General features: G+C 37.7%; 10 protein-coding genes. 7 read left to right on the top strand and 3 right to left on the bottom strand.

Going from position 1 to position 13,289, the window contains the following annotated elements; all coding sequences use genetic code 11:
* Window positions 1-77: 77 nt before the first annotated feature.
* Together V5M36_RS01565 and V5M36_RS01560 are read right to left on the bottom strand one after the other, a co-directional pair.
* A complete protein-coding gene (locus tag V5M36_RS01565; RefSeq protein ID WP_338561312.1) occupies window positions 78-278 on the bottom strand; it encodes a DUF1656 domain-containing protein in 201 nt (66 codons plus the stop codon).
* Window positions 271-2,403, bottom strand: coding sequence for an FUSC family protein (locus tag V5M36_RS01560; protein ID WP_338561308.1), 2,133 nt, complete (start codon window positions 2,401-2,403; stop codon window positions 271-273). The genes V5M36_RS01565 and V5M36_RS01560 overlap by 8 nt, the downstream gene beginning before the upstream one ends.
* A gap of 349 nt (window positions 2,404-2,752) precedes the next feature.
* On the opposite strand from V5M36_RS01560, the gene V5M36_RS01555 reads away from it, so the two are divergent.
* Window positions 2,753-3,541: an IclR family transcriptional regulator gene (locus tag V5M36_RS01555; RefSeq protein WP_338561305.1), complete on the top strand. Its 789-nt coding sequence runs from the start codon at window positions 2,753-2,755 to the stop codon at window positions 3,539-3,541.
* On the opposite strand, the gene V5M36_RS01550 is transcribed toward V5M36_RS01555, so the two are convergent.
* Complete coding sequence (locus V5M36_RS01550; protein WP_338561303.1) at window positions 3,531-4,157, bottom strand: alpha-ketoglutarate-dependent dioxygenase AlkB family protein; 627 nt, start codon at window positions 4,155-4,157, stop codon at window positions 3,531-3,533. The genes V5M36_RS01555 and V5M36_RS01550 overlap by 11 nt on opposite strands.
* A 161-nt stretch (window positions 4,158-4,318) precedes the next feature.
* On the opposite strand from V5M36_RS01550, the gene V5M36_RS01545 reads away from it, so the two are divergent.
* The 6 genes from V5M36_RS01545 to V5M36_RS01520 all read left to right on the top strand — a co-directional run bounded on the left by V5M36_RS01545 (window position 4,319) and on the right by V5M36_RS01520 (window position 13,279).
* The gene (locus V5M36_RS01545) at window positions 4,319-6,121 is read left to right on the top strand and encodes an ABC transporter ATP-binding protein (protein ID WP_338561301.1); all 1,803 of its coding nucleotides are present in this window, start codon (window positions 4,319-4,321) and stop codon (window positions 6,119-6,121) included.
* A 474-nt stretch (window positions 6,122-6,595) separates the two neighbouring features.
* Window positions 6,596-8,047, top strand: coding sequence for a hypothetical protein (locus V5M36_RS01540; protein ID WP_338561299.1), 1,452 nt, complete (start codon window positions 6,596-6,598; stop codon window positions 8,045-8,047).
* Window positions 8,048-8,117: 70 nt separating this feature from the next.
* Window positions 8,118-9,221: a hypothetical protein gene (locus V5M36_RS01535; protein ID WP_338561297.1), complete on the top strand. Its 1,104-nt coding sequence runs from the start codon at window positions 8,118-8,120 to the stop codon at window positions 9,219-9,221.
* A 180-nt stretch (window positions 9,222-9,401) separates the two neighbouring features.
* Window positions 9,402-10,685 carry an FAD-dependent oxidoreductase gene (locus tag V5M36_RS01530; protein ID WP_338561295.1) on the top strand — a complete coding sequence of 428 codons (1,284 nt, stop codon included), beginning with the start codon at window positions 9,402-9,404 and terminating at the stop codon, window positions 10,683-10,685.
* 115 nt (window positions 10,686-10,800) lie between these two features.
* On the top strand, window positions 10,801-11,583 hold the full coding sequence (hisIE, locus tag V5M36_RS01525; RefSeq protein ID WP_338561293.1) for a bifunctional phosphoribosyl-AMP cyclohydrolase/phosphoribosyl-ATP diphosphatase HisIE: 783 nt from the start codon (window positions 10,801-10,803) through the stop codon (window positions 11,581-11,583).
* Between the two features lie 202 nt (window positions 11,584-11,785).
* Complete coding sequence (locus tag V5M36_RS01520) at window positions 11,786-13,279, top strand: AAA family ATPase (RefSeq protein ID WP_338561291.1); 1,494 nt, start codon at window positions 11,786-11,788, stop codon at window positions 13,277-13,279.
* The last annotated feature ends 10 nt before the right edge of the window (window positions 13,280-13,289 follow it).

The following is a 13,289-nucleotide window of genomic DNA, read 5'->3' as shown; positions in this document are numbered from 1 at the left end:
CAAACTGCTGTATCTTCGTTTTATTCATACTCTAAATTTTCCTATTTCGTGTGCGCTGCATTGATCGCCTACTGGGCTTAAAAGAATCTAGCTGTGCTATGCGTAAGCCAGAGTACAACGACGTAAAGACAAAGATAAAAAAGGCTGGGATAAATAAGCCAACTCTCTTCCACATAACGATTTATTCCTACGCGGAGCAGTAGAAATATCAGATAAGCAATGAGTGCATAAACCAATAAAACCGGCACATATACACCATAAAAATTAAACTCACCCATATACTTTGTCGCCCTGAGATAAAGATGTAATCGCACTCGTATGGAATAAACTACAACGAATATTATTCAAAGCCATTGCTAAGCGCTCTGACCATTCTGAACGTGCACCTTCATGAATCTGTAAAAATATTTTCTCGATCATCTTCAAAATCTTTAATTGCTCATCCTCAGTATTTTTATCTAAAACCTTTTGAGATAAGTACTGATCCAAACCCGTTTGAAAGATTTTCAAATCCCTTAATAACTGAGGTGATGCCATCCGTTCGTTGTTTTGTTTAAACCGTGATTGTTGCTCTATCAACTCATTTAATCGACTCAAATCAACAGCTGCACTGGCCTCAATTAAAACCAGATAAATCTTGTTCTGGAGTCCAACAGATTTTGTCATTTTGGTATTGAGCACACCAATTTGATCAAACATAAGACGTAAATGTCTTTGAAATTGCTCACCATAAGGTAAATATAAGGCTTCTTTCAAGGCACGATAATGCAAAGATAAAATTCGTTGAATGGACATATCTGGAGATATAGCTCTCACAATATGGATAATATAAACAGAAATAATCGGACCTAAAATCGTACCCAAAGTCGCATCAAAAAATAAAATAGGATCTAAATGGAAAATATTTTGAAAATTCAAGCCCATCATCACGCCCATTATTAGCGGCAAAGCAATACCTGTTAAAGGTGGATGAGGGAAAAGCATGAGGCAATAAATACAAAACGGTGCGAGTACCAGCACCAACTGCCAGAACTCTGTTACAACGGGAAAAATACCAAAAGCATAAATAAAAACAATAACCCCCGCATAGATATTCCCCCGAATAAACATGCGTAATGCGGGCACAGGATTATCCATTGCTGTGAGAATACACGCGCTGATTGCAGCCATTTCCGCCATCATAAAGCCTGCATTCCAACCACTTAAAACCCAAAACATAGTCGATATAAAAATAATTAAAAATCCAGAAATACCACCACGAACGGCTACACCATGATCGCGATGTAATTTTGGATACTGACCTTTTAGCTTTCTTTTTACTTCAAACTTACGAACACTTTTATTGCTATGAGAACTTTGATTATTTTCTTGCTGTATGTATGCCCAAATCATTCTTAAACTTTGAACATTTTGTAAAGCATGCCGAATATCCATTTGCAAACTCATCAAAATCACTTTTTGCTGGCTATTTGCTGTATGGATTGCTTGTTGAAATAGCCCTTTGAGTCCATCAGGCAGCTCATTGGTGATTAAAGATGAATGTTCTAAACCTTGCGTAATCGCCAACTGTATTTGAGCTTCCACAGCCGTTAGAAAAACTTGAGCGTCTTCTGTTTCATTCAGCTGTTTGATTCGTTCAGACATTGCAACCAGATTAGACACCAAGATGGAAAGCTGATGCATCATTTCATGTAAGGTTTTAGTCAAACCTGATAAGGTTGAATTCTCATAATTCAAATGAATCGCTAAAACATGTAAATCAGCAATATCACGTGTGATTTTAGACAATGCTTTTTTAGGCTCAGCCTCTTCCGCTCTTTGAATGATACGGATAAAAGTCGATTCACTGTCTTTCAGGGTGCTTTTGATTCTAGATTGAATAACACGTCCAATCGACTGTGGGAAAATCAATGCGCTGACCAAGCCACTACAGACGACTCCGACGGTAATCTCAAGAAAACGCCCCAAAGCCATATCAAAGATTGAAACAGTGTCAATATAATGAACGCTGTTATAGCAAACAATAACAGTTGTATATCCTGCCAATAAAAAAGCGTAGCTGCGCGGCGTCCGATCCAGCAAAGAAATATACAAACATAATGCAACCCAGCTGGCTAAAAACAAGGTAAAGAGCAGTGGATAATGCAGCAAGATTGGCGTTGCAAATAAAGCAACCAATGCCCCCATCATGGTACCCAATACACGGAAAACACTTTTTGAAAGTGTTAACCCTGTAAACGGATTGGCAATGACAAAAACCGTACCGATCGCCCAAATGGGATAATGCAGATTCAGCTTAAAAGAGACGTACAAGGCCAGAATACCGGCCATAAATGTTTTTACTGCAAATATCCAATCACTTTTTGAAGGTCTAAAAGCAAGAATGGGCTTAAGTAAAAACATAAAAATTCCATTAGGGGTTTAATTTCGCACAGCCTGTCTCATCCCTTCAGCTTAAAAGTGAAGTGATTTTAAAAGTTGAATCGCAAATTGGATCGAAAATGAGAGTGGTTTGTAGCAGAAGTGATTTCAATTTAATCACATTAGGATATTTTATAAATATTTTTAAATAACTTCAATTGATTTTTTATTTAAATTATCGTATTTTGATATTTGAATCCATTTTAAATACGATATTTTGATATTTTTTTCACATTAAATCATTTAAGTTATTTTTTCTAAACGCTATTTTATAATTTATAAGCTATATTATTCAGTATCATTTCTCATTTTATAAAATGTGCAAAAACCTATGGCGCTAACAAGTTTTGGTAAAATTCTCACGATTTTTAATTTGTTTTCAATTTCACGTCCAGTGATTAATGTAGACGTCATCGCTGAGGAACTTTCGTTATCAAAACCGACCAGTTATCGATATTTAAAAGAACTTGTTGCTGCGGGATTATTGCAACGCTTAAGCGGAACCTCAGGTGATTATACGCTTGGGACTCAAATTGCAGTTCTTGATTTTATTTCTCGTAAAACAGATCCTCTCGTTCAAATCAGTATTCCCTACATGCGTGAAATCACTGAGCGCACCGAATTATGTTGTCTGATTACACATCTCAATGAAGACAATTGTATTGACCTCCATCATGAGCGATATAAAGATACGCCCTTACTTTCATATGGTCGAGGTTGCCCTCGTCCTGTGTTTATTGGCTCTTCCCCGAAAGTGATTATTGCGTATCTGCCTAAACCGCAAATTAAAAATTATTATGATCGTTTCGCGCAAGAGTTAGATGAAGTCGGTTTCGCGTCTGATGAAAACACATTTATGCAAAAAATGAAAAAAATTAAAAAAGATGGCTTTCATTTGTCTGAAGGAGAGCTTGATCCCAATATTTCTGGACTCTCAGTTCCCATTAAATTTTCGAATAAAGAAGCACCTTTAGCACTGACTGTGCTTGCATCAACAAATCGTTTTGAATTTATTAATGTCGAAAAAATTATTGAAGTATTGAAGCAAATTTCACTGCAAATTGAAAAAAAATTTCAAGCGGTTGAACCCCTTTCTGTGGATAGCGATATTATGTTGTAGTCGGATAAAAATACCGAAAAGTCAAATTCACGCGAGGCTCTATAATTTTAGTTGATTTGGCAAGCATGTGTTTCCAGTGAAGTTGAGTTTGCCCTTTCATCACGATCAATTGGCCTGTGTGCAACATCACATCAACCAATTCAGCATTACGCTTATGCTTAAAACGAAATTTACGCTTCGCCCCTAAACTCAAAGATGCAATAACGGTCTCACAATCTGTAGAGACTAAAGACTTTTCATCATCACTATGCCACCCCATGGCCTGCGTTCCATTTTCATATAAGTTTGCCAAACATGAATTAAATGAGTGATTCGTGATTTGCTCAATTTGTTGTTTCAGTTGCAATAAGCGTGGATTCCACGGTTGCGCTTGTTTTCGCACGCCCGAATAGTGATATTGATAATCTTCATCTCCATACCAAGCAATTTTACGATCCGTTTTAAAATGTTTTCCATACAGAAATGCTTCATCATGTTGCCAATTCAAATCTGTCAAAAAATAATCTAAATATGATTCTGCCTGATGAGCCTCTAAAATAATGCCGTAATCCTGTACCACACCATCATAAGGCAATACGTTATCAGCGCTTTCTGGTAAAAACAGCTCGAAGTTCATAGCGGCAGATATAATGTCTTTTCGAAAAATAATATTTTATATATAAGCGGGTTTATGACATTGCAGCAAGTGCATTCACAATTTAAAACACAGCAAAAGCTTGTGACGACTTATTTTCAAGCATAGACTTAAAGCACTTCAAACAATAAAAACAACCGCTTATGAATTTATGGTTATTGTTTAAAAAATTAAGACCTTTTGTTCAACCCTATAAAATACTTGTCGTTGCCACCTTAATTCTGACCTTGATCGGCTCCTTCACGGCACAAGTAAATGCGCTCACGCTTCAATATGCCGTGGATAGTATTAATGAACTGATTGAAAATGGTCTTGGATTAGCAGAAGGCTGGAATATCCTCATCACCATCTCTGTCATTTTATTGGGCAAAGAAATCGTGAATGCTTTCGTCCAGTTTGGACAGAAATTTTATGGTGAAAAACTCAGAATTTTAGTATCTCAGGATTTAGCACAAGGCATTATTGAAAAGTTTCTGACCTATCGCTTGGCTTTCTTTAATGAAGACAATAACCAGGCAGGTAAACTACAGACGCGTATCGATCGCGGAATTGGTTCACTTACCCGCTTGGTTCAAATTTTCTTTATTGATATTTTACCGTTATTTACCAGCGCATTTGTGGCTTTAGCGCTCATGTACTATGCCAACATTTATGTCGGTTTAGTCGCAACAATTATTGTGCCAATCTATTTCTGGTTAACCTATAAACAAGCGCAAAAACTAGGGGGTTGGCGCAGAAATTTACGTGATGGTCGAGAGAAAAAGAGTCAAGGAATCTTAGGGATTATTAATTCGATCACTGTGATTAAGTCTTTTAACCGCGAAACCATTGAGTCCACGAAACAGCTCAAATTACAAAAAGAATTGACCGATAATCAGATGCAAACGCGACAAATTAGCTTTTTATTTGATGGTGCTAAAACATTTGTTGAGCAAATTGGTATTGTCCTGATCATTATTCTCACTGCTTATTTTGTTTTAGACGGGCAAATGAGTATCGGGATGATTATGTTCCATGTGTTGTTGTTTAATAATGTGTCTGCACCAATTCGCTCGTTACATCGAATTTATGATGAAGTGAATGATGCCATGATTTACTCGGAAAGTTTCTTCAAAATCTTAGAAGCCGATGATGAAATTGAGTCTAGTGGAAATAATAAGCCACCGATCACAGGTCAGTTCCAGTTAAATCATGTCGATTTTACTTATCCAAATGATCACAAGGCCTTAAACAACATACAAATGACCATCCGTCCCAATAAAATTACGGCGCTGGTCGGCCTTTCTGGCGCAGGTAAATCAACATTGATCAGTTTACTCGACAAGTTTTATCAACCTGATTCTGGCGAGATTTTATTAGATGGTGTGAATATTGAAGCCATTGATACGCAGTATTTGCGTGATCATATCGGTTTAGTTCTGCAAAAAAATCATATTTTCCAAGGGTCTATTTTTGACAATATTCGTTATGGAAAAATAGATGCCACACAGGAAGAAGTGGAATTAGCTGCTCAAAAAGCTTCAATTCATGATCAGATTTTACAGCTCCCACAAGCCTATGATGCAGATGCACTGATGCTTTCCGGCGGGCAACAACAACGTATCGCACTGGCACGGATGTTTTTAAAAAATCCACCCATTATTTTTCTAGATGAACCTACAGCAAGCCTAGATGCCATCGCTTCAGAGCAAATCAAACAAAGCTTGGATGAAATCAAGCAAGGCCGCACCGTCATTATGATTTCACACAGCTTAGCGCAAATCATCGACGCAGATTATACCTATGTGATGCAAGAAGGTCGCATTGTAGAACACGGTGAACATAACGAGCTATACCACCAAGATGGTGCATATAAAGAGATTTTTGATGCCATGGCGAAAAGTCTGAACATCGAGAAGATTGCGAAAACGTTTGGCGATGATGGAGACGAAGAAACGCATAGCTAATCAGTCTTCACTCAACTGTTTGAGGGCATATCGATATTAATAACATAGACTTTTTTATAATTCATTATTCACACAGCACACTCACAAGGCGTATTCTCTCATCCTCACCTTCTCCCCAATGGAGAAGGAATTTTACCTATCTACTTATTACCACTCAATGATCTTTTTTGATTGCTAAGATTCTTAAATGAAGTGCAACAAAGATTAAATTATTGGAAAGAAGCAAGATGAGATAGCATTTTACTTACAAAAAAAAATTATAAAAATTAAATAATTAAACTCAATACTTAAGCCTAGTTTAATCACAAGTAGGCACTTAACGAATTTAATACAAAACAACTCACAATAATTACATTAATTGTTAAGATAGATTAATTGTTAAGTTATACCCAACCGACTGTTTAGATATAAGGTATTGTTATTATTAATATTATTTTATATAAGTCTTGTTATTACTTACTTATGGGGATTTTAATGTCTAATAAATTATGGAAAGCATCAGTTATAACAACAGCAATTGCGACAGCGACTTTACTCGCTGGTTGTGGGGTAAGTAGTAATGGTGGCGACACAACACCAGAAAATAAAATCATTAAAGGATATGCAATCGACTTCGCATTAGAAGGTGCAGTTGTTGCATTGGACAATTGTAATAATTATGCAATTACAGACAATACAGGATATTTTGAACTTGATACAACAGACTGTACTGTAGAGTCAGATGCAATTAGTGTTACAGGCGGTACAGATAATGGGACTGGGCTTCCGTTTACAGGCACCTTAAAAATTAAAAATGATAACCTAGCAAGCTTAGGCAATATCACAATTTCCCCATTAACATCCCTTGAGTTTTATACAACCCCAGCCCAATTTACTCAAATTTTAACCAATTTAGGTTTATCCAATATTGGAGATGTTAAAACATTTAAACCAGAAACCAGCTCCGCAGATACCACTGCAAAGATATTTATTTTACAACAACTAATTACTAAACTTGAAGATGCACTTCAGATTGGAGCCGATCAAACTCAAGATGATGCCCATAAAGCAGCAACACTGGCTATCATTAATCAATTAATAACAACGCCTTTGTTTAGTCCAAATGTTCCTTTAGCAATCAATCCAACAACGATCAGCAATATCCTAGCTGATTCAAGTTTAAATAGTGCTACTCTGACTGGTATTAGTGATTCTTTAAATACAATCACGAGTATTATTGTCAGTGTGATCAATGATCCACAAACAAATACGGGTAATGGTCAAGCATTAGCAGATGCATTACAAAGCAATACAACTCTAAAAGATGAATTACGTACGCCAAGCTATGGAGATCTAAGCTTTGCATCAAATACGCTTACTCAGTTAAATAGTTCATCAGCAGCAGCGCCAATTTCATTATCTAAAGCTGCACTTTTAAATAGTTTGAATCTTTCTTTCAAATTGTCAAATCTGACATCAAATGCAACCGACACTGTTAAATTTGGTATAAAACTTGATGGACAACGTGGTAGTCAAACAGAAACTCTGAATTTAATTGTTGATCGAGTAGTAATTGAATACGATATCTCAGGTCAAATTACTTCAGCGATAATTCCAGCAAATGCACCAATTGAGATTTCTTCAACATTAAGTACCGTAGGAAATACAACGATTAGCAACCTAGATCAAGTCAATCTTGCGAGTGCAAATGCTAATGGTTCATTAAATCTAACAGCTGTGCTTGATAGTAGTACTGTCCTATCTAATGCTTATAATACTTATTATAGTAAGTTAGCGACGGGTGATCGCGTAAAAGCAACTGTTTATGTTTTACCAACGCTCTACGCTATCCCAAATAAAGAATTAAGTCTTAACAATGGAAGTATCGCTGTTGGTTCGAAGCAATTCGTAGGCACAAGCATTATTGGTCATTTTGTATTGAACTAAGTCTTATCAAAAAGCCAGTCTCTATGTCTGGCTTTTTTACTTTTACAACTTCCATTAGGCTTTTACTTCAATGAAAAATAAGTGCTTAGCTTTAATCATTTGTACTTTTGCTCATACTTCTATCCAAGCATCACCTAACGATTTGTTCCTCACTGCAAAAAATCCGCAATTCAATACTCAAACCGGACTGTCTATAACTGTCGCTATTGATGCCGTGAACGATAAAATAGATTTTCTTGATTTTCGCGCTAAAGAGGGAATCCAAGACAATCAAACGGGTGATTATATTGGCGGACATATTTTAGCCGAATATATCCTTAATCCAAATTGGAAATTTGATGCGGGTTATTGGGATAGAGAAATTCAATACGCCTCAGATGAAAATAAAATCAAAAGTGCTCAAATCGGAGTGACATTTACACCTGATCTTAATCTCAGTAAAAATGATGCTTTAGCCTTTAAGTTAAGTGCATGGACAAATACAGCAAGCGACTTAAAAAAATCAACAAGCTCTCACATCAATGGTTATGTATTTGATCAAATTACCGTAAAAAATCCGGAAGATTTACAGTTACAACTGGATGCTATTTTTTCAAAAAAAATTGACTTTATGAATACTTTGTCTGTTCTTGGCAATATAGGTTACAGCAAAGTTAAAGTTAACGAGCTTGAAGTAAGCACTCGTTATCGAAATTGTGCCATGAATATCAACATAGCTTCTGATAATCAATATAGCGGACAATTGGCTCAGCCATGTCAAATTGATAATACAATTGTGCATAAGCTCGATATTTCCGGGCAGGCTGAAGAGTTCGGTCTAAATATGCAAAAAGACCTCAATTACGATAGTTATTATGCAAGTCTCGGTGGTTCTTGGAATTTAAAATACAAGAAGTTCGAAAGCCAAGTCGCGTATCAATACCAACGTTTGTGGCGTAATGACATCGATGATCGTGTGTCTAACTTTGGCAATCAACCCATTAAAGACAATCACACGCTTGGGATGAAATTCAGCTACGACATCACACCTAAAATTTCAACTTTTGTCCAAGGTGAACTCTATAAACATAACTTTGTAGGGAAAATTCCTTTTTTATATAACGGCGTTACAGCATCACGCTTAGATAAAAAATATGGGATTGCGTCACTAGGATTAAACTTTAAACTATTTTAAAAAACACAGCCTAAAAGATAAATTAATAGCTTTTAGGCTAACTTAAAATATACGTTCATCCACATCTTTCCTATTTTTCATTCAAATCTAAATAAATGTATTCACGTTTAAATTTCATCTGACTATCAAAGCCTGCTTAATTTTGCTAAATTAAAATCGAATAAAAATAAGCAAGATAGAATGAAAAAGACTCATTTAGCCATTATCGGTGCTGGAACTGCTGGCATCACAACTGCAATTTTACTCGCTCGTCAGGGTATTCATGTCACGATATTTGAAAAAGTCTCGGCGCTAGAACCTGTTGGTGCTGGATTACTCCTTCAACCTTCAGGCTTAGCAGTATTTGAGCACTTAGATGTTCTAGAACACGCGCTTAAACTTGGTGCGAAAGTCACAGGTTTAGAAGGTCGCCTGTCCAACCATAAACTTTTGGTCAATAGTCACTATCATCAGGCCAATCCTCAGTTCTATGGCCTTGGTATTCACCGTGCCAGCTTATGCCATATCCTAGAAACGAAGGCCAGAGAATATCCTGATTTGATTCATTGGTGCATGAATGCAGACATTCAAAGCTATCAAGAAAGTCAAAATGAAGTGCGTATTCAAGGCAGTGTAGCTACGCAAAACTATACTGAATGCTTCGATGCAATCTTGATTGCCAATGGTGCGCGTAGCGAACTCAGACCCCGAAAATGGGTGAAGATTGATCAAGCTTATCCTTGGGGAGCAAAATGGACCATTGTTCCTGAGTGCCTAGAATTAGACCCCGAAATTCTGCATCAATTCTATGATCGTGCTCAAATCATGCTTGGGATTTTGCCCACAGGTGCAACACCTCAGCAAGCCGATAAACGTTATTCCAGTGTCTTTTGGAGTATGCCAACAGCGAAACTTGATCACTTCTTAACAACTAATTTAGAACATCAACAATGGTTACAAGATATTGAACATCTTTGGCCAGAAACTGCAATCTGGTTAAAGCAGGTTATTGCTGAACCTGAACTCGAACCGCAATGGTTATCTGCACACTACCGAGATGTGGTGATGTCAAAATTTGTCGAAGGTCGTGTCGGAATCATAGGCGATGCAGCGCATGCGATGAGTCCACAGCTGGGGCAAGGTGCAAATATGGCTTTACTCGATGCTTGGGCTTTCGGACAAGCTGTCCATGCTGGGCGGCATGGGCAGACTTTAGATTGGACTAAAATCTGGCAGCAGTATCATCTTCACCGTCAGTCTTCTACACAGTTCTACCAATTTCTCAGTCGCTTATTAACACCGTTCTATCAATCAAATCATTGGTGGGCAGGAGGACTAAGAGATTTAACTTTTGCATGGATGTATCAAATCCCATATTTCCGTAAAGAAATGGCGCTCACTGTCTCTGGTCTAAAATTAAGTATTTTTCATCAAATGAATTATGCTGACATTGCTCAACCCTATCCAGAAAATATAAAGCTTTAAAAGCGTTGTTTCGAAAAAGCATTAAAGTTTTCCTCAAAACAAATTAAATCGCTTAAACTAAAGTGCTTAAACAATTTTATAGCACTTTTTAACTCTCTATTTTGGTGAAATTCTCATGAACAATGTGCAATGGCTCGATGAAGTAAAATTTAACGAACAAGGACTTATTCCTGCTATTGCTCAACATCATCAGACTGGACGCATTTTGATGGTTGCCTGGATGAATCGTGAAGCATTAAGCATGACTGCCGAGAAGAACCAAGCCGTTTATTTCTCTCGCTCACGCCAAAAGCTCTGGCATAAAGGTGAAGAATCTGGTCATTTTCAAACGGTTCATGAAATCCGTTTAGATTGCGATGCAGATGTCATCGTACTGCAAATAGAACAACACGGCGGTATCGCCTGCCATACAGGTCGCGAGTCTTGCTTCTACAGAAAACTGACGCCAAAGGGCTGGGAAATTGTTGATACTCAACTTAAAGATCCCAAAAGCATTTACGGTAAAGAATCAGCCCATACACATACTCAAGTCATGAATGCATCTAATGCTCAAGCTGAACAAGTGGATGTTCTGAGCTATCTCGGACAAATGATGGCTGAACGTAAAGGTGCTGATCCAGAGTCTTCTTATGTTGCTAAGCTTTACCACAAAGGCTTAAACAAGATTTTAGAAAAAATCGGTGAAGAAAGTTTTGAAACGGTGATTGCTGCTAAAGAGTTTCAAGCTACGGTCAATGAAGACAATAAAAATGATTTGATCTATGAAGTGGCTGATGTTTGGTTTCATACCATTGTGATGCTTGGTTATTTTGATCTTGATATTCAATTGGTTCTGAATGAACTGGCACGTCGTCAAGGACTTTCAGGCTTAGTTGAAAAAGCCAATCGTAGTCACTAGTTTTAACTGTAAATCTAAGACCTTTAAAGCCATGCACCTGCATGGTTTTTTTAGATTTTCAATTTCTCTATTTGAAATATAATTTCTTTAATTCGGCGATGAACATCTGGTCATATCATCCAAATTGATCTGCCTGTTTTGAGTGTTTTCTTGCTATACTCATCGATCAATTTTGATTCACTTTAAAAGACTCGATACCACTGTGCCAGATATTATAAAAGCGACACTAGAACAACAATTTGCGATTGAGCAAGCACACAAAGGTGAATCTTTTAAGGTGATTGCCTACGCAGGCACAGGTAAAACCACGACATTAAAATTGGTGAGTGATGCCATGCAGCACCGCCGCGGTATGTATTTGGCATTTAACAAAGCGATTGCTACCGAAGCTCAAAATAAATTTCATGGCAATGTCGACTGTCGAACGTTCCATTCATTGGCATTTAGAAGCGTTCCACGTGGAGTGACCGACAAACTGCGCTTACCACGTCTAAGCCCAAGTTTTATTGCCAAAGAGTACCGACTAGAACCAGTTACACTTCGAAGACTGATGGGCGGGCGTTATGAAAAATATGTCCTTTTACCGAGTCGCCTAGCGAGTCTTGTTGCCAATGCTGTCAGTTATTTCTGTTCTACCAGTTCTCAATACCCTGCACCACGTCATATTCAAGCACCGAGTTGGTTGCATGCCGATGATATCGAATCATTACAAAAGCACCTTTACCCCGCTGTTGAACGTCGCTGGCTTGAATCAATTGATCAAAATCATCAAGCAGGAATTGGGCACGATATTTATTTAAAATTGTGGGCGTTATCAGATCCCTTTATTCCTGCCGATTACGTTTTATTTGATGAAGCGCAAGATGCAGATCCGTTAATGCTCGGTATTTTACTCAAGCAGCGCAGCACCCAAGTCGTTTATGTTGGCGATGCACATCAACAAATTTATGCATGGCGTGGAGCGGTCAATGCAATGCAACAAATGCCTCTTCCTGAATCGCGTTTAACAACCTCTTTCCGTTTTGGCGATGCAATCGCTGATGTGGCAAATCGACTTTTGGGTGCACTTAACGAAACCGTACCTTTAATCGGCAATCCAGATGTCAAATCATCCGTCGTAAATAAACCGCATACCAAAATGCGCGATGCGATTCTTTGTCGAACCAATGCGCGTGCAATGGAGCTACTACTCGCAGGTTTGGTGCAAGGTGATAAAGTCAGTCTTCAGGCCGATCATGTAAAGTTAAATCGCTTTGTGGATGCAGCAAGTTTACTCAAGCAAGGCAAACGAGTGGTCGATGTACCAGAACTCGCTTGGTTTAATTCTTGGCATGATGTTCATGAATATTGTGAAACCAATGATGGAAGTGATATTAAACCCTTGGTTAAACTGGTAGATGATCATGGAACTGATCCGCTCAAAAAAGCTCTGGCGAAAATCACTCCGATTGAGCAAGCGGATTACGTCATCTCGACAGCACACAAAGCAAAAGGTTTAGAGTGGAACCGTGTCCATATTGAAGATGACTACCAATTTAAAATCAATGGCTTGGAACATAAGATTAGTGATGAAGAATTAAGACTACTCTACGTCGCATGTACTCGTGCTAAAATCAGTCTAAATATCCATCACATTTATGATTTAGTGCAACAACTGAAACTCAAAAGAAGTGCTCCAGATAAAGCAACAGCATGACACTAAACGA

Origin of the sequence: Acinetobacter sp. KS-LM10 (genome assembly GCF_036896575.1) — a bacterium.
Classification (GTDB): Bacteria; Pseudomonadota; Gammaproteobacteria; order Pseudomonadales; family Moraxellaceae; genus Acinetobacter; species Acinetobacter avistercoris.
This window is presented reverse-complemented; position numbering and strand designations above follow the sequence as displayed.

Excerpts from the sequence above, each read along its gene's own strand:
- V5M36_RS01565 (WP_338561312.1), bottom strand. The coding sequence starts at position 278 with ATGGGTGAGTTTAATTTTTATGGTGTATATGTGCCGGTTTTATTGGTT.
- V5M36_RS01560 (WP_338561308.1), bottom strand. The coding sequence starts at position 2,403 with ATGTTTTTACTTAAGCCCATTCTTGCTTTTAGACCTTCAAAAAGTGAT.
- V5M36_RS01555 (WP_338561305.1), top strand. The coding sequence starts at position 2,753 with ATGGCGCTAACAAGTTTTGGTAAAATTCTCACGATTTTTAATTTGTTT.
- V5M36_RS01550 (WP_338561303.1), bottom strand. The coding sequence starts at position 4,157 with ATGAACTTCGAGCTGTTTTTACCAGAAAGCGCTGATAACGTATTGCCT.
- V5M36_RS01545 (WP_338561301.1), top strand. The coding sequence starts at position 4,319 with ATGAATTTATGGTTATTGTTTAAAAAATTAAGACCTTTTGTTCAACCC.
- V5M36_RS01540 (WP_338561299.1), top strand. The coding sequence starts at position 6,596 with ATGTCTAATAAATTATGGAAAGCATCAGTTATAACAACAGCAATTGCG.
- V5M36_RS01535 (WP_338561297.1), top strand. The coding sequence starts at position 8,118 with ATGAAAAATAAGTGCTTAGCTTTAATCATTTGTACTTTTGCTCATACT.
- V5M36_RS01530 (WP_338561295.1), top strand. The coding sequence starts at position 9,402 with ATGAAAAAGACTCATTTAGCCATTATCGGTGCTGGAACTGCTGGCATC.
- hisIE (WP_338561293.1), top strand. The coding sequence starts at position 10,801 with ATGAACAATGTGCAATGGCTCGATGAAGTAAAATTTAACGAACAAGGA.